Origin of the sequence: Listeria monocytogenes (assembly GCF_041765605.1) — a bacterium.
Lineage (GTDB): Bacteria > Bacillota > Bacilli > Lactobacillales > Listeriaceae > Listeria > Listeria monocytogenes_D.
Map to the genome: position 1 here is coordinate 384,323 of NZ_CP168900.1, position 16,831 is coordinate 401,153.

Consider the following 16,831-nt stretch of genomic DNA (forward strand, 5'->3'; position numbering starts at 1 on the left):
TGCTACGGGTGTTATAATTATACATAGAGAACAAAAAACATTTATACAGAAGGAACGCGCAAATGCTGATTAATAACTAGAAAAACTATAAGGAGTGTCTAACTAGAATGGGTTGCGATATTCATTTAATGGTAGAGGTCAGAGATAAAAAACTAGATCAATGGAAAGAATATGATATTGCAGATGAATTGTTAAAAAATATTGGAAGAAATTACAATTTATTTAGTATTTTAGCTAATGTTCGAAACGGCGTGGGATTTGCAAATTCAGATACAGGAAACGCTTTTATACCAATTGATAATCCTCGAGGTGTACCTAATGATGCTTCCGAAAAGTATATTGCTTATGTGGAAAATTGGGGGCTTGATGGACATAGCCATTCGTTTTTAGATTTAGCGGAACTTAAAAAATACGATTGGCGTGGGCAAAAAAATAAACATCGAGGATTTATGAACCAGAAGGACTATGCTGAATATAAGCGCACCGGGAAAATAACAAGATATGCTACCAATGTTAGTGGCGAGAGTGTCAAAAAAATAGCAAATGAAGCGATGGATGTGGTTATAAGTGGTAAAGTAATACCTGATAAAGAAGCTGATTATTATACATTAGTGGAATGGGAAGAAAGCTATTATGAATCAGCTGTGAATTTTGTCGATAAAGTATTGCCAGCACTAGAAAAAATCGCAAATGATTGTAACTGTGAAAATGAAGATGTGAGACTGCTATTCTTTTTTGATGACTAATTTGAAGACAAATAATGATATAGCGGTATGGGGTGGCGTGGAATTAATAGATAGGATTTATCAAAACCAATAAAGCCTCAAACTTTAACTCTAATTTTAAAACCCACTGAATCACTGAGCCGATTCAGTGGGTTTATTTACATTATCCTTTTCTTCATTGTCACGATAGGCTTCACATATAAAGGCCTTTTTAATGCTAACTTAGCTAGACAATAGAATGTTAAAATTTTTCACATAAAAAGCCTATTTTAAGCTATTTTTCATTGAATTGTTTCACAGAATGCTCACAAAAGAGATGTGCTACCGGTGCTATAATGAGGGGGAAGGATATACATAGAGAGGAAGCATGCAGATGAGAGAAATAAAAGTCGATGAAAGGACCTTCCAACAACACGCAACTAAATTGGCAAGTGAAAGTACCAGAAGTTATTTACCACTGAAAAACGGGAATATGGCATACTCCAGAGCCAATTCGATTGATCAATTGCGCTCGGCTTTGATTGAGTTGGTGGATGTCGTGGAAGATTTTCAACACGTGACCAATCAAGATGCGAGCCGGCTAAAGAAAATGGGTATTGCTTATGCTAAACAAGACCAATTGATGGGACAAAAAATCAATCAGTTGGAGGTGCGTTAAATGGATAGCGCACATAGTCAGCTTGAACAACAACTCCAACAAATTAAAAAAGCGAAAATAACGGCAGAAACAGATGTTGACCAAACGAGAAGAAAACAAAATGAACAAGATTGGCTAGAAGAGGACAGCGACCAATTAACACAAGAAAAACTGGTGTTATTAGACCTTTTACGCAGTGGCTGGCAAGGCGAAGAAGCCAGTGGTTTTCATCGTTATTTAGAAGAGCGACAACACGAAGAATCTCAGGCTTGGAGGCGTGATCTCCAGGATAAACGAACCGATTTAGATAAGGAATTACAAGAAAATAAGAACAAGCTCCACACACTAGAAACCAAACACGCCACTTTACAAAAGGAGTGGAGCAAGTGAGCCGGATAGATATTGCCGAATTGAATGACTTTCTCCACGGTTTGCGAAGTAGTAATGCGGAAGCCAAAGCGATGATTAGACAGATTAAAGAAGCAGCGATGGATTATTCCCAAGACGATCGTTTAAAAGGGGAAGCAGTTACTACCTCCAAACGATATTTTTCTAGCACCTATACAAGTATTTGCCAGAGCATCATCGAAGCACTGGATGAAAGTGAGGAGCGGCTCGCGCAATATATTCGCGAGTTCGGGAGCCAAGTGGATAGCTCACCTTCCGCTAGAATTGATGCAGAAATCTTACAAGAAGCGATGACCAAGGTTAGCCAATTACAGCGAAAAGAAGAAGACTTGCATCGACAATTGACGGCGCCCAATACGAAGCCGGATATGCAACAAGTCTATGCAGTGAAATCAAGAAGCGTTCATACCCAATTGCTGAAAGCCATCGAACAAGAGAATATCCTAGAAAAATATTTGGCTTTTGAACAAAGTCATGGCCAGTTTTTTAGTGCATTAGCCGAACTCATTCAAGCGACTGGATGCGCGGTGCAAGAGTTGCTACATCATGTGACTTTTAACGATAAAACAGGGACTTATTCCGTGCCGAAAAGTGCGGCAAACAGCTTGTTGCTTATGAAAAGAGCACTGGATAACGCACGAACAGAAAATGACAAAGACCCCTTCCCGAAAGCTTTTGAAGATTACACCGTGTTAGCTTATACTTATGTCAATGATCAAGGTGAAACCGTGACGATGTGGTTACTTGAAAAAGATGGAAAACGGGTAGAAAACAAGGAATTACAAGATTTCTTAGAAAAACATGGTCAGGAATTAGACCCGCTTCTTTATACAAACCTTTCTGGAGAAGAACTCGAACGAAAAGTGAATGATTCTTGGAAAGAGGGTATCAACTATTTAAATGGTCAAAAAGTATCTGGATTTTCTGGAGCCACACTAAGATCATCCGCTTATGTGGCTAGTATGAAAGATTGGACAGACGATGCTGGGTTGACGGATATGGCATTAAGTTTAGGGTTTGGGATTGCAGCAGCTAGAAATAAAGCGATAATGACAAAGAAAGTAAATGAACCTGAAGCAGGGGAAATAGCTAAGCGTACAAGCGAAATAGAAAAAAGAATACGAGAGAATATAGAAGCCAGTAAAAAAACTAGAAAAGCTTCGGGAATGAAAGAGTATTTAAAACGAGAAAAGGAAGTTTTAGAAAGAATTAAAAAAGCTAATAGCAAGAAAACCGTCACATCTAGTTTAGGAAATGAGATAGATGTAACACCACGAGATAACCATACAATAGTTGATAAAAATCCTGGTCCGTTTGGAAATCCGGATAGTAGTGTTGATATTTTAGATTCAAAGGGAAATTTAACAACACGACGTTACTATGACAGGGATGGTAGAGCAATTAGAGATGTTGATATGACAGATCATGGTAATGCTAAAAAGCACCCTGAATATCCGCACGAACATTTTTGGACATACGATTCAAAGGGTAATCCATCAAGAAATTAGTAAGGAGGAAAGAACCATGGAATATGAACAAATGGCTGATAGTTTAGCATATGGTGAGGAATATAATTTTTACTACAAAAATGAGGAATATTGGTTAAGTAAAAATCAGGAAGGACATTACTTAACAAAAGTATCCGATGGAGAAACACAAGAATTTAGGACTTCAGAAGACTTATTAGGAACAGCTAGAATAAATGGAAAACTTATAATAGAAATTTGGGAAGATATACAAAGTCAATTCTAAATTGGAGAAATAGAGACCTTCATTTTCAAGTATTTTATAGTTGTTATAGCTTTTTTGTTAGAAATGCTAAGAAAGAACATACGAGATTACATCGTTGACGATTCATAATACACGCACACCACACAAATCCATTGACTATAATATTAAAAAATAAATGAGGTGAAACAATTGAAAAAATTAACAACAGAACAGTCTTTTGAATATTACCTTTCTTCGCTATGTATGTTAGGAATGCATACAATTAATTTATCCGACGAAGAAATTGAATATGAAATATTTGAAGAGTTAGCAATTGATTATCCAGCTGCTTTGAGTCCATATACTAGGGAATTGTTGGTGGATAATGACATAATTGATAGAGAGCTTTCTTTACTAAGCAAGCAGCTGCAAACTAAACTTTTTGAACTTGATGGAGGAATTCTGTGGAATGTAAAAGCATTGAGAACAACGCCAGAATGGAAAGAGGTTTTACGATTATCTGATGAGATAAAGGGATTGATTCATCAACAATGGACAGATGAAGAGTTAGATTATTTATTGGGGAAATAGTTTCTTAGTCTATGGAATTAGGTGTAAATTCTATGTGCTCTTTGAAAAAGGAATTGCCTACAATTAAGTGAATGCCAGAAACTGTTGATATTAAAAATTTAAATTTATAGAAGGAGGCTTTAAGTTGGTTAAAACAGGATACTTTAAAGTGAATGGTAAATACTCGTTTGTAGAGTATTATGAAGAGGTTCTTCTTGAAGAAATTTTCAAATATATGCAACAAAGCAGGCTGGCTTTACATAGATTAAAAGAAATTAAAAGAATAGCAGAGTTATTAAGCTGGCATGATAATGATAAAAGTCAAAAATATTTACGAGAAACAAAAAAGTTGGAAACTAGAATGAAAGAGTTAGAAAAATTCTGGGGAATAGAAGATGAAATTTCTGAAAAAAGTTTTGATGATGGGACAACAATAGAAGTTTTAGATGTTATAGAAGAAATGGTAGAAAGCATTTATAAATATTTAGTTTTAAAACAAGATGCGGAAAAATTAACTATAGAATGGTTGGATGAATTAATTTCATCAACTATGGGTATTCTTAGTAGTCTCCAAAAGAAGATAGGTAGAACAGCTGAAATCGGAAAGCATGCATTAAAAATAAATGAGATTCAAAGAACTTTTAAAATTCTTCAACCCGCTGTATCGCCTAAGATTTTCTATCATATTAAAACTAATGATGCACAAATGAAAAAAGCTTTGTCTAGTTTATCTAAAAAGAAATGTCAGTATTTATATTTTGGTTTAATTGATTTTTCTGATGTAGTTGATCAGATGTATAATCGTTTAGAAGGATATGAAAAACTTATATATACGGCTTCAGATGATTTGCTGAAATACGAGTCTTTTGATGAAGAAAAGAAGAGAAACAGAATAATATTTGGGCTAACAATCGTTGCAACAATTGCAACCATTTTACAAGTTTGGGATTTTGTACTTGGAATACTTACATAAACACACAGCATCTTTATTATTAATAGAAGATATATTTTGCTTAAAAGGAAAACTAGATATATAGCAACTTCAAAGATATTTCATTCTGGATTTTTGAAATGAAAGATATTAAACAGGAGGATGGCATATGACTTCAAAACAATCAATCCAAAAAACTCAACTTTCTAAAACAAAAAAACATACCCTAAAAGTAACCATAGATCGCCCTATAGGTTATACCGACAAATTCGGCAATGTCTATCCGCTGAATTATGGGTTTGTGGAAGGCGTCATTGGTGGTGACGGGGAAGAACAGGATGTGTATGTTTTATCGAGAAAGATTTCTGAGCCAATTGATACGTTTCAAGGAGATTTAATTGCGGTGATTACCCGAAATGATGATGTGGAAGATAAATGGGTAGTCGCAGCCCCGAATGAGAATTTCACCATAGAGGAAATTAGAGAGAAAGTACATTTTATTGAGCAATATTTTGATTCGGAAATTAAATTGATTTAGGGTGGAATAAAGCGTGCAACCTTAAAACAGGAGGCGGAAAAAATGGAAGAAAGATTTGAAAAAATTTATACACAAGGGAAACTCAACATTATGGAAATTTGGGTTGATAAAGAAACCGGTGTGCAATATGTTTACCATTTGTCTGGTTATGCGGGTGGGATGTCGCCGCTTTTGGACGTAGATGGGAAACCGTTACTTGCAGATTTATCTAAACTTAATGGCGCTGAGTAAAGTGGAAAATTGATTTCTAATCAAATGAAAACAGGAATTCTCTATTTAGAAAGAAGAGGATTCCTGTTTTTTTATGCCAAGTTACTTGATTGGTTACTGTTAAAAAGTTTATTCCATACCTACAACTGCTTCAATGCAAGCTCCGTCAAATTCTCCACAGTAAATCCAAATCGCTCTGCTAGCTCGTCTCCCGGGCCTGACATACCAAATGAATCAATCGCGAGGATTTCGCCTGTGTCGCCGAGGTATTTGTGCCAGCCGTATGATGCGCCCATTTCTGCGGCGAAGCGTTTTTTCACTGCTTTTGGTAAAATGGACTCTTTATATTCGGGGCTTTGTTTGTCGAATAAATCAAAGCTTGGCATGCTGACTACGCGTGCGCCGAAGCCTTTTTTAGCGAGATTATCTCTGACAGCTGTCATTAGGTGTACTTCGGATCCAGAAGCGAGTAAGATAATATCTAGTTTATCAAGCGGGGAATCGGCTAAGATGTAAGCGCCTTTTGCAAGTCCGGTTTTCGCTTTTGCTGCGCTGTTTGGTAAAATTGGCAGGTTTTGGCGGCTAAGAACGAGCATGGTTGGTTGTTCTTTTTGAGTAAAGGCATAGCGGTATGCTTCTACGGTTTCGTTGCCGTCAGCTGGTCGGATGACGTGAAGTCCTGGCATGGCGCGGAAGGAAGCGAGATGCTCGATTGGTTCGTGCGTTGGACCGTCTTCACCGACCGCGATAGAATCATGGGTCATAATGAAGGTGGATGGAATGCCCATTAAGGCTGCTGAACGAATCGCGGAACGTAGATAATCTGAGAATACGAAGAAGGTCGCGCCGAAAGCTTGAACTCCGCCGTGAAGCGTCATTCCGTTGACTGCTGCTCCCATTGCGAACTCACGGACGCCGAATGAGATGTTTTTGGCCGCATAGTTACTTGGAGCAAATCGTTCGCTAGCTTTTAAATGGGTTTTATTGGAGGAAGCTAAATCAGCCGCACCACCAAATAAGTTAGGCAGTTTTTTCTCCAATTCTTGTAGAACAATTCCTGATACTTCACGAGTTGCAACAGGTTTGTCCGCATTTTCATCGAAGACAGGAAGTTCTGCATCCCAATCCGTATCCAAATTATCATCCATTAATTGTTGCAAACTTTCTGCCAAGGCTGGATATTTTTGTTTGTAAGCATTGAATGTCCGGAGCCAGCTGCTTTCACTCGCGCGACCTTTAGAATGATAAAATTCTTTTTGATTTTCGACAGTTTTTGGTAATTCAAAAGGTGGCATTTGCCAATCGTAAGCTTCTTTTGCTAGTTTGAGTTCTTTTTCGCCAAGTGGGGAGCCGTGTGCCGCTGATTTTCCGGCTTTTCCAGGGCTACCGTAACCGATGACCGTTTTCACTTCGATTAAAGTTGGGCGGGATTTCTCGGTTTTTGCAAGATGGATTGCTGCATCAAGCGCATCTAAGTCGTTTCCGTCGTCCACACGTAGCGTTTGCCAACCAGCAGCTCGGAATCTAAGCTCGATGTCTTCTGAAAAAGACTCGTTTAAATCGCCATCCAGTGAAATATCGTTTGAATCATATAAAACAACTAATTTTCCCAGTTTTAAATGGCCGGCAAGGGACGCGGCTTCGTAGGAAATGCCTTCCATCAAACAGCCGTCACCGCATAGCACATAGGTATTATGATCAACAACCGGGAATTCTGGTTGGTTAAATTTGGCGCCAAGGTGAGCCTCGGCCATTGCCATCCCAACTCCCATTGCGAAACCTTGACCAAGTGGACCGGTAGTTGCATCGACACCAACCGTATGACCAAATTCAGGATGACCGGGCGTTTTACTGCCAGTTTGGCGGAAGTTTTTCAGCTCGCTCATTGGTAAATCATAACCAAATAGATGTAGCAAACTATAAAGCATTGCCGAACCGTGACCCGCTGACAAGACGAAGCGATCGCGGTTAAACCAAGTTGGGTGTTCTGGGTTGAATTTTAAATGATTTTTCCAAAGCGAGAAAGCCATTGGTGCGGCTCCCATCGGCAAACCGGGATGTCCGGAGTTCGCTTTTTCAATCATATCCATTGATAATACGCGAATCGAGTTAACCATTTGTTCATCAATTCTGCTCATATTAATTGCCTTCTTTCTGACTGAACGCTTCCCAATCTTTTAAAAATCCTTCAATACCTTTATCAGTCAAAGGATGAGACCAAAGTTTCGGGAAAAGGCTTCCTGGGATAGTCGCGATATGTGCTCCGGCTTCAGCGGCTTCTTCTAAATGCCCGATATGGCGGATACTTGCTGAAATGATTTCTGCTTTTAGACCATAATTATCAAGCACTTTTTTCAAGTTTTTAATTAAAATCATTCCGTCTGTACCAATATCATCTAGTCTTCCTAAGAACGGGCTAATATAAGTCGCGCCAGCTTTTGCAGCCATTAATCCTTGGGAAACAGTGAAAATAAGCGTAACATTTGTTTTAATGCCTTCAGCTGTGAGGGTATGGACTGCTTTTAAACCTTCTTCCGTCATAGGAATTTTTACTACTACATTTGGCGCCCATTTTGCTAGAATTCGAGCTTCTTCTACCATTTTGTCTGCTTCGAGGCCGATAACTTCTGCGCTAACTGGGCCGTCTACGATAGAACAAATTTCTTTGATTACTTCTTCAAATGGTCGACCTTCTTTTGCGATGATGGTTGGGTTGGTTGTTACACCGTCCACTAAACCAAGTTCGCTAATTCGTTTTATTTCCGATACGCTTGCTGTGTCCAAGAAAAATTTCATTATTTACTCGCTCCATTCTCTCAGCTGAACTTTAAAGCTGAATACTTTATTTAATCGTATAACCGCCGTCGATAATAAGGTTTTCCCCAGTTATTAGGCTCGCTGCGTCACTTACTAAAAAGAGGGCGCATGCGGCAACTTCTTCTGGATAACCAAATCTACCAGCTGGAATTAATTTTTTCATGTCTTCGCCGACTTGACCTGCCCAAGCTTTTTTGCCTAGTTCCGTCAAGATAACGGTTGGGGAAATCGCATTGACATTAATGTTGTAAGGCGCCCATTCCATTGCTAGCACTTGCGTCATAGAAACAATCGCTGCTTTACTAGCGCAGTAAGCAACGTGTTTATCAAGTGCGATGACAGAAGCTTGAGAGGCCATATTAACGATTTTTCCGCCGCCAGTTGCAATCATTTCGCGACCGATAATTTGCGCCATTAGGAACGAACCTTTTAAGTTCAGTTCCATTGTTTTATCCCAGTATTCTTCTGGTAAATCTTCTGCTTTTTCGAGAAGTGCGACACCAGCTGAATTGGCCAAAATATCGATTTTTGGATAGACTTTTTTGATTTCGGCAACGACTTTTTCGATGTTTTCTTTCTTAGTAATATCGACTTGGAGTGCGAGCGTTCTTGATGGGTTGATTTTTGCTGCGACATCTTTTACATCTTCTTTAATATCAAGCAAGACAACATAAGCTCCTTTTTCGGAAAAAAGTTCTGCCATTGCTTTACCAATCCCGCTTGCTGCCCCAGTTACCACGGCTACTTTGTCTGTAATGTTAAAATCTTTATCAAAACCTTTAAAAGTCATTTTTCATTACCTCCAATAAATTTTTTATCTATTTTTTTGGTCGATTTCTTCCATTAAATCTACTTTTGCTTGGGAGCGTCCGCCCGAAAAGTCGCTATCCAGCCATGTATCAAGTAGAGATACGGCAAGGGATGGCCCGATAACTAGGGCGCCCATGGTCATAATATGTGCATCGTTACTTTTTCTTGCACGTTCTGCTGAATACGAATCATGAATTTGTGCTGCGCGAATGCCGTGAATTTTGTTTGCTGTAATGGCCATTCCAATACCTGTACCGCAAATGAGAATCCCCCGGTCAAAATCGTTATTTTTTACTTCTAGCGCTACTTTTTCGGCAATGCTTGGATAAAGTACCTTTTCATCTTCAAAACTGCCGAAATCAGTAAACTCGATATTTTTCTCCTTTAAACGTGCGATCAGGGTTTGTTTTAATTCGTAACCCATTTCGTCACAACCAATTGCGATTTTCATACTAACTCATCCTTTCGTTTTGCTAACAATAGAAACAATGTCGGCAAAATTTTGCGGTTTATGGCCAAATCTTCCGACGAATAAACCATCGACATTTTTTTGACGGACAATTTCTGCGGCGTTTTCCTTGCTGACCGAGCCACCGTAAATAATTCTTACGAGCGTTTCATCGCCGCCTAGTTCGCGAATAATTTCTCGCAAAGCTTGATGAGCGCTTTCGATGTAACTGGTGTCAGCGGAATTTGCCTTACCAATTGCCCATTCTGGTTCATAAGCCAGAACAACATTTTTAAATTGTGCTACTTGAATGGTGTTAAACAGCGCTTCGATTTGTTTGTGAAGGGCGCTTTTCAACTCGTTTGTATCATTCGCGCGAAGGCTTTCCCCAACGCATACGACAGGAGTGATTTCTTCGTCCAGCGCTAGTTTAATTTTTTTCGCTATCTCGCTAGTTTTCTCGTGAAAAAGGTTTTTGCGTTCTGCGTGACCAATTTCGACATAGTTCGCGTTTAAGTCAATGATAGATTCCACCGAAAATTCACCAGTTAGCGGGCCGGATTTCTCCGGCGCCATATTTTGTGGACCAAAGCCAAATGATGTCCCCGCTAAAAGGTTGGCGGTCGTTTCGAGTGTGCCCATAGAAGGAAAGATAAACGTATCCACATCAGAAAAATTTTCAAGAAGAGGGATAGTCGCTTCTAACCATTCAGATGTCTGAGCCCGAGTGTTAATATAGTTTTTCATATTAATTCCAACTAAGGGTTTACGCATAAATCAGACCGCCTTTTTTAAATTTTCTAAAATGACATTCATTAACATCCAAGACGATTCAGAGCCAGGATCAAGATGACCGATTGCTCGTTCGCCAAGTCTTAGTGCGCGACCTTTCTTAGCAATAAGTGGGATAGTGGACTGAGCGCCAGCATGCATAGCATCTACAAATGCGGAAAAAGTTTCGATTGGATCTGCATTTGCATCTCGATTTTGAAGCACTTCCACGCCAGGCAAGAAGGCGTCCATCATCGTTTTATCACCAAGTTCGGCTTTTCCGCGATGTTGAACCGCAGCGGCCCCATTTATAATCATGCCGCAAAGCTCGTCGAAGTTAACCTCCGTTTTCCCAGGAACATCAGCGCCACATTTCATAAAGAAACTGCCGTAAAGTGGGCCAGATGCGCCGCCAACTTTTCCAAGGAGAATCATTCCGGATTTTTTAAGCAACGTTGCAATATCGGGAGAAGCAGTGAGTAATTCGTCTAATTGTTTGTTCACTTCACGAAAGCCAATACTAAGATTGATTCCGTGGTCGCCGTCTCCAATATCCGAGTCCAGTCCGGTTAAGTAATCACGTTCTTTTTCAATTAGCGCTCCCATGTCCTGTAAAACGTGGCCGAAAAAAGCGCTATCCATAACTAATTCGCTCATTTTTATTCCTCCAGTAGTAATTTAGTCCACTTTGAAATATGGTGTGTCGCACGGTGTATCTAAAAGGTCTTTCAGTTCATCGTCTAAACGAACTAGTGTAATCGACATACCAATCATATCCATCGAAGTCGCGTAGTTCCCAACAAGTGGGTTATGAATATGCACGCCTTTTTCTTTCAAAATTTCATCGACGCGGCGATAACAAATATATTGATCCATCACTGGTAAACCGCCAAGTCCATTAATAAGTACATGTACTTCTTCATCCGCAGTTAATTTCATTTCTTCTATAAGATAGCCCATAATTTGGTCAACTACTTTATCAGCTGGTTCGATGGAAGTACGTTTGATTCCTGGTTCACCGTGAATCCCCATACCAACTTCCATTTCGCCTTCTTTCATTTCGAAAATAGCTTTACCAGTTACAGGAAGAGTAGAAGAAGAAAGCGCAACGCCCATCGAGAACGTATTAGCATTTGCTTTTTCAGCAGCTTGTTTCACCGCATCTAAATCAAGTCCTTTTGCTGCTGCAGATGCCGCTGCTTTAAATACAATTAAGTCACCAGCCACACCACGACGATCTTCTACATTTTCAGCAGAGTAAATATCATCTGTTACAAGCACTGTTTCAACGCGAATACCGTCGTCCGCAGCCATTTCAGCGCCCATATCGAAGTTCATCACATCGCCAGCATAATTTCCGTACATATATAGACAACCTTTACCGCTATCAACGGCTTTTACCGCGTTATAACAAGGTTCTGGAGAAGGGGAAGTATTAATGTTCCCAACTACCGCCGCATCCGCGAAATCTTTCCCAACATAACCAAGGAAAAGTGGTTCATGACCAGAACCGCCACCAACAATAATCCGCACACGGGGTTCTTCGCTCATTTGTTTGCTTACGATTACTCGCTTATCATTTTCTGCAAAATCTACGTATTTCCCTTGTGCCGCAACATAACCAGCTAACATTTCTTCTACTGCTTCATACCCATCATTCACTAAACGTCTCATTTTTCTTCCTCCTTCATATTTTTATAAGAATAGTGATAGTAAAAATCCGCCAAGCACGCCGCCAACTACAGCTGCTGCCAAATTGACTATCGATTTAGAAAATTTACCGCCTGTTAAAAGGGAAGCTGTGAATACACCAATACCAGCTGCAACCGCCATATCTACCCAAACTGTTCCAGATTGATAGATCATTGATTTTGGAATACCATGATTAATTGTCCAAACTGTACCAACGATAAATGCTGCTGCCATCCAACCTCCGATAGCGCCCCATTCATCAACCATTTTTCCCCACATCATTCGAATAGCAAAAGGGAATAAAAAGCCACCTGCAATCGTTGCTAATGCAATACCAATGCTCATTATTTACACTCCTTTTTAGACTAATTGATTTTCGTTTAAACGCTCTTCTTCTTTCATATTCATGCCAGGTTCTGTTTTTTCTTGTTTTGCTTCTTGTTTTTTTGCCATATCTTTTTCAATTGCTGCTGCCACGATTCCAGCTAGAACTGCTCCAATCGCAACAAGACCAATCGTTGGAAGCGAACTTACTAACTCGCCGCCACCTTGCATAAAGACATCACGCATAATTCCGCAAATCCCAATTCCGACAGCCATATCAACAAACGCTGCGTCTTCATCATTTTCGATTAAACCAACATAGTGATTCATAAACCACATTGGGCCGATAATAATGAAAGCTGCCAGATAACCTCCAAAAATACCATAATTCTCGGCAAGTGGAGTCCAAACACTCATAACAATCATACCTGCGATACAAAAACCAATCATTCCTCTAAAGAATTTCATAATAAACTCCTTTCGAAAATAGTATTGTCATGTAAAAATTAATTTACATAGTTCCCAGTTACAAAATTGCGTTTTATTACTTTTTTAATGCACGTTTGTGAGTTCTTGTAGGATAGCTTCTTTGGATGGATTAACGAGAGATTGAACAGCAGCAGTAAATGCGCCTTCAACAAGTGGGGCATCGATGATGGTTGTTTTTTCAAGGAGGTCAGTGTCTAATAATTCGAGTGCTGTTTCGGCACTTAAGATAGCGCTTCCAATGTCGCAAAAAATATATATATGTTCTGAATTAGTGCAGGTTGCGATGTTATCAGCTATCATGATTGCATTTGTGCCAAGACGCCCGTCGCCAGTTCCGCCAGAAGAAATAATATGTACCGTATCTCCAACCATTTCAACAATCATTTCTTGGAGGCCTTCTGTGATTTTTTGACTGTGAGATACTAAAACAATACTTATCATTTGGTTGCTCCTTTCTGTTTTTAATTGTGTTTAGTTGCTATTTAAATCCTAACATACTTGTTTTTTATTGTAAAGTGTTATCTTTTGTTGTGTTTTGTAAAATATATTTGTGTTTTGTTATTTTTTTGGGTAATATGTATATACATAAAGAAATCATTGATAGGTAAAAGGAGGGCGAGCAGATGTTTCCATTTGAAAGACAAAACAAAATAATTCATCTACTAGACCAAAATAACAAAATAACTGTACCAGAATTAAGTCGTATCTTGGATGTCTCGATTAGCACCATCCGAAATGATTTATCTGCATTAGAAGAAAGCGGGATGATTAAAAAAGTACACGGGGGTGCGGTACTTTTAAAGAGCGAAGAGAAATTTACTAATTTTAATGACCGGATTATTCGCAACATCGAAGAAAAAGAAGCGATTGCGAAAGAAGCGGCAACTTTAGTAAAAAACAATCAAACAATTATCCTAGATGCCAGCTCGACTGCACTGGCGCTTGCAAAAGAGTTACATGGTTTTTCAAGACTGACTGTTATTACAAGCGGACTTTATACGGCAATCGAACTAAAAGACAACCCGAATATTAGCGTTATTTTAACAGGCGGGATTGTAACAACGAACTCTTTCACACTGGAAGGAATTCTTGGCGCAAATTTAATTGAAAATATTCACGCTGATTTATGTTTTATGTCAGCAAAAGGTTTTACAATGGAAGAAGGCTTAACCGATTTCAACATTTATGAAACCGAACTAAAACGACTTCTTGCAAAACGTACTAACAAATTGATTGCACTTCTAGATCACACAAAAATGGGCGTAATCTCGACCGCAAGTATCACGTCAGCAGAAAACATTGATTTACTAATTACAGATAATAAGATAAATAAAGCATTATATAAAAAATTCCAAGATGCGGGACTTCCTGTTAAAATTGCGGAATAAAATAGAAATTGAAACTCTTTGGGCGACAATTGGTTCAAAGAGATTTTTTTGATAGGAGATTGAAAATGGATTATATTATTACAACTGATTTACCAAATGCGGAGGAATTTGTTAAACTTCGAGTAGATGCTGGCCTTAGTTTTCGATCTATTGAAGTATCACGTCAGGCTCTGTTGAAGAGTGTGTATTTTGTGGGTCTACGGTCGACGGGAAACGGTGCACTTATTGGAATGGGGCGGCTCGTTGGTGATGGAATTATGTTTATCGTTTCTGATATAGCAGTACTTCCGGAATTTCAAGGTAATGGTTATGGAAAATTAATTATGACCCATATTAAAAAATATATTGATTCGAATTTAGATAAAACTGCTTGTGTTACATTACTTGCCGATGTACCAGCAGATGATTTATACAAACAATTTGGTTTTCGGGAATCAGCACCAGCTTCAATCGGAATGATTTACCAAATGAAATGAAAACAGCTTGAGGGGGGCCTCAAGCTGTTTTTTATGTTTCTGGTGATAAGAAAATGGGAACAAGATACTATTAAACTTTTTGTCAGGGGGAGCAAGATGAAATCCAAAGGGAGACTGTTTTTGTACGTTGTTTTGGCGTTGTCGATTGTTATTGGGACGAATGTATTTATAAAAATAGACGCACACGCAGCCGCTGCACCACCAGCTGCAATCAGCCAGATTTTTCCCGATAATGCTTTAGCGACAGAAATTCAAACTACACTCGGAAAGTCGAGTACAGCAGAGGTTGTCACTCAAACAGATTTAGATACTATTAATTCATTAACCCTTACATCTAAAGGTATTAGCTCCCTAGAAGGTATGAACTATTTGACCAATTTAGGAACTTTAATTTTATCAGGTAATCAAGTAAGTGATATTTCGCCACTTAAGGGATTAACTAACTTGACCATGCTTCAGCTAAGTGGAAATCCGATTAGCGACATTAGCGCACTTAGTAACTTGAAAAACTTACAAGCTCTAGATATTAACGACGCGCAAATTACTGACATCACGCCACTGAGCGGTTTAACAAATCTAAAGGGTTTAGGCTTATATGATAATCAATTGGAGAACCTTAGTGGAGTAAATAATTTACACCAACTCCGCTCCTTAAATGTTAGTAAAAATAAGCTTACAAATCTAGATGAGCTACAAGCACTAAGCAATTTAGGCGTTCTATATGCAAATGAAAACCAAATTGACAATCTTCAGGGGATAAGTGCTTTAAATAACCTTTTCTTGCTTGATTTATCAGCGAACCAAATTGTGGATACTACTCCACTCGCTGGCTTAACCAATGTACAAACATTATACGTATCAAACAATCAAATTAGTGATGTAACTGGTCTTTCGAGTTTAATAAATCTAGATTGGCTCGATATAAGTCAAAATAAAATTAGTAATATTAGACCTTTAAACAGTTTAACGAAATTAACAATTATTCAAATGACTAATCAATTAATCGTAAACGAACCGATAAGTTTCGAAAGCACCATAACTATTCCTAATTTAATAAAAAACATTGCGGAACAAACGATTGATCCAGATACAATTAGTGATAATGGTGTGTATGCGAATGAATCGGTTACATGGAATTTGCCTACTTATATTCCAAAAGTCAGCTATACCTTTATTGAACGTGATACGGTTGGGAATGCAACTGGTAATTTCAGTGGGACTGTAGAACAACCATTGGTGCAATATTTTAAAGCAACTTTCAATATTGACGGGCAAGAAACAACGGAAAATGTCGAAACAGGGACACTTTTACAAGAACCACCAACCCCAGTCAAAGAGGGTTATACATTTAACGGGTGGTATGATGCTGAAACAGGTGGAACAAAATGGGATTTTACAGCCGATACGATGCCAGCAAATGATATAACTTTATATGCTCAGTTTAGTATTAATAGTTATACCGCAACTTTTGATGTAGATGGCGTCATTTCTACTCAAACGGTAGACTATCAAGGTTTACTGGAAGAACCACCAGCGCCAACTAAAGAGGGTTATACATTTAAAGGTTGGTATGATGCCAAATCTGGTGGAACAAAATGGGACTTCACAAACAATCAAATGCCAGCGAAAGATATAACCTTGTATGCCCAGTTTAGTAAAGATGCAGCTTCTGGTGGGGACGATGGAGGAACCGATGAAGGCGGAGGTAACTCTGAAAATAGTACAGAGGGAGCTCCTAATACGAGTGATATAGATACTATAAACCACATCGTACTACCAGCAACAGGAGATGACCATGTGCTTTTTCCAATCTTTATTGGAACATTTCTTACGAGTTTAGCATTACTTACACTTAGAAGAAAATAAAGAAAAAAGTAGCTGCATAAT

The 16,831-nt window shown here is 38.7% G+C and carries 22 protein-coding genes; 12 read left to right on the plus strand and 10 right to left on the minus strand.

The window, feature by feature from the left end; genetic code table 11:
* Nucleotides 1–107 precede the first annotated feature (107 nt).
* The 9 genes from AB2Q86_RS01860 to AB2Q86_RS01900 all read left to right on the plus strand — a co-directional run bounded on the left by AB2Q86_RS01860 (nt 108) and on the right by AB2Q86_RS01900 (nt 5,750).
* The gene (locus AB2Q86_RS01860) at nt 108–746 is read left to right on the plus strand and encodes a hypothetical protein (protein ID WP_012582010.1); all 639 of its coding nucleotides are present in this window, start codon (nt 108–110) and stop codon (nt 744–746) included.
* Nucleotides 747–1,098: 352 nt separating this feature from the next.
* The gene (locus AB2Q86_RS01865; protein ID WP_012582009.1) at nt 1,099–1,383 is read left to right on the plus strand and encodes a DUF3130 domain-containing protein; all 285 of its coding nucleotides are present in this window, start codon (nt 1,099–1,101) and stop codon (nt 1,381–1,383) included.
* Complete coding sequence (locus tag AB2Q86_RS01870; RefSeq protein ID WP_012582008.1) at nt 1,384–1,752, plus strand: hypothetical protein; 369 nt, start codon at nt 1,384–1,386, stop codon at nt 1,750–1,752.
* The gene (locus AB2Q86_RS01875) at nt 1,749–3,278 is read left to right on the plus strand and encodes an LXG domain-containing protein (protein ID WP_012582007.1); all 1,530 of its coding nucleotides are present in this window, start codon (nt 1,749–1,751) and stop codon (nt 3,276–3,278) included. Before AB2Q86_RS01870 ends, AB2Q86_RS01875 begins: the two co-directional genes overlap by 4 nt.
* Before the next feature lie 16 nt (nt 3,279–3,294).
* Entirely contained in the window at nt 3,295–3,522 is a 228-nt protein-coding gene (locus tag AB2Q86_RS01880; RefSeq protein ID WP_009911295.1) for a hypothetical protein, read from the plus strand.
* A 159-nt stretch (nt 3,523–3,681) separates the two neighbouring features.
* A complete protein-coding gene (locus tag AB2Q86_RS01885; protein WP_003729101.1) occupies nt 3,682–4,071 on the plus strand; it encodes a hypothetical protein in 390 nt (129 codons plus the stop codon).
* 124 nt (nt 4,072–4,195) lie between these two features.
* A complete protein-coding gene (locus AB2Q86_RS01890) occupies nt 4,196–5,023 on the plus strand; it encodes a hypothetical protein (protein WP_012582005.1) in 828 nt (275 codons plus the stop codon).
* 127 nt (nt 5,024–5,150) lie between these two features.
* Nucleotides 5,151–5,519: an inorganic diphosphatase gene (locus AB2Q86_RS01895; RefSeq protein ID WP_012582004.1), complete on the plus strand. Its 369-nt coding sequence runs from the start codon at nt 5,151–5,153 to the stop codon at nt 5,517–5,519.
* Nucleotides 5,520–5,561: 42 nt separating this feature from the next.
* Nucleotides 5,562–5,750 (plus strand): DUF6440 family protein, encoded by a 189-nt coding sequence (locus AB2Q86_RS01900; protein ID WP_012582003.1) that lies wholly within the window; start codon nt 5,562–5,564, stop codon nt 5,748–5,750.
* 119 nt (nt 5,751–5,869) lie between these two features.
* On the opposite strand, the gene tkt is transcribed toward AB2Q86_RS01900, so the two are convergent.
* From tkt to dhaM2, 10 genes are all read right to left on the minus strand, one after another.
* Nucleotides 5,870–7,867: a transketolase gene (tkt, locus tag AB2Q86_RS01905; RefSeq protein WP_012582002.1), complete on the minus strand. Its 1,998-nt coding sequence runs from the start codon at nt 7,865–7,867 to the stop codon at nt 5,870–5,872.
* 1 nt (nt 7,868) lies between these two features.
* On the minus strand, nt 7,869–8,525 hold the full coding sequence (gene fsa, locus AB2Q86_RS01910; protein ID WP_003723193.1) for a fructose-6-phosphate aldolase: 657 nt from the start codon (nt 8,523–8,525) through the stop codon (nt 7,869–7,871).
* Nucleotides 8,526–8,571: 46 nt separating this feature from the next.
* Nucleotides 8,572–9,336, minus strand: a complete 765-nt coding sequence (locus tag AB2Q86_RS01915) for an SDR family oxidoreductase (RefSeq protein ID WP_003723195.1) — start codon at nt 9,334–9,336, stop codon at nt 8,572–8,574.
* Nucleotides 9,337–9,360: 24 nt separating this feature from the next.
* Complete coding sequence (gene rpiB, locus AB2Q86_RS01920) at nt 9,361–9,807, minus strand: ribose 5-phosphate isomerase B (RefSeq protein ID WP_003723196.1); 447 nt, start codon at nt 9,805–9,807, stop codon at nt 9,361–9,363.
* A 6-nt stretch (nt 9,808–9,813) separates the two neighbouring features.
* Complete coding sequence (locus AB2Q86_RS01925) at nt 9,814–10,578, minus strand: triose-phosphate isomerase (RefSeq protein WP_012582001.1); 765 nt, start codon at nt 10,576–10,578, stop codon at nt 9,814–9,816.
* A gap of 3 nt (nt 10,579–10,581) precedes the next feature.
* Nucleotides 10,582–11,232, minus strand: coding sequence for a dihydroxyacetone kinase ADP-binding subunit DhaL2 (dhaL2, locus tag AB2Q86_RS01930; RefSeq protein ID WP_012582000.1), 651 nt, complete (start codon nt 11,230–11,232; stop codon nt 10,582–10,584).
* A 21-nt stretch (nt 11,233–11,253) separates the two neighbouring features.
* Nucleotides 11,254–12,249: a dihydroxyacetone kinase subunit DhaK2 gene (gene dhaK2, locus AB2Q86_RS01935; protein ID WP_003728148.1), complete on the minus strand. Its 996-nt coding sequence runs from the start codon at nt 12,247–12,249 to the stop codon at nt 11,254–11,256.
* A 21-nt stretch (nt 12,250–12,270) separates the two neighbouring features.
* The gene (locus AB2Q86_RS01940) at nt 12,271–12,612 is read right to left on the minus strand and encodes a hypothetical protein (RefSeq protein WP_003724280.1); all 342 of its coding nucleotides are present in this window, start codon (nt 12,610–12,612) and stop codon (nt 12,271–12,273) included.
* Nucleotides 12,613–12,627: 15 nt separating this feature from the next.
* Nucleotides 12,628–13,059, minus strand: a complete 432-nt coding sequence (locus AB2Q86_RS01945; RefSeq protein WP_003723201.1) for a hypothetical protein — start codon at nt 13,057–13,059, stop codon at nt 12,628–12,630.
* Between the two features lie 84 nt (nt 13,060–13,143).
* Entirely contained in the window at nt 13,144–13,521 is a 378-nt protein-coding gene (dhaM2, locus tag AB2Q86_RS01950; RefSeq protein WP_003723202.1) for a dihydroxyacetone kinase phosphoryl donor subunit DhaM2, read from the minus strand.
* A 182-nt stretch (nt 13,522–13,703) separates the two neighbouring features.
* Between dhaM2 and AB2Q86_RS01955 the strand changes: the two genes are divergently transcribed.
* From AB2Q86_RS01955 to AB2Q86_RS01965, 3 genes are all read left to right on the plus strand, one after another.
* Nucleotides 13,704–14,468: a DeoR/GlpR family DNA-binding transcription regulator gene (locus AB2Q86_RS01955; protein WP_012581999.1), complete on the plus strand. Its 765-nt coding sequence runs from the start codon at nt 13,704–13,706 to the stop codon at nt 14,466–14,468.
* 65 nt (nt 14,469–14,533) lie between these two features.
* On the plus strand, nt 14,534–14,944 hold the full coding sequence (locus tag AB2Q86_RS01960) for a GNAT family N-acetyltransferase (RefSeq protein ID WP_012581998.1): 411 nt from the start codon (nt 14,534–14,536) through the stop codon (nt 14,942–14,944).
* 96 nt (nt 14,945–15,040) lie between these two features.
* Nucleotides 15,041–16,810, plus strand: a complete 1,770-nt coding sequence (locus AB2Q86_RS01965; protein WP_012581997.1) for an InlB B-repeat-containing protein — start codon at nt 15,041–15,043, stop codon at nt 16,808–16,810.
* The last annotated feature ends 21 nt before the right edge of the window (nt 16,811–16,831 follow it).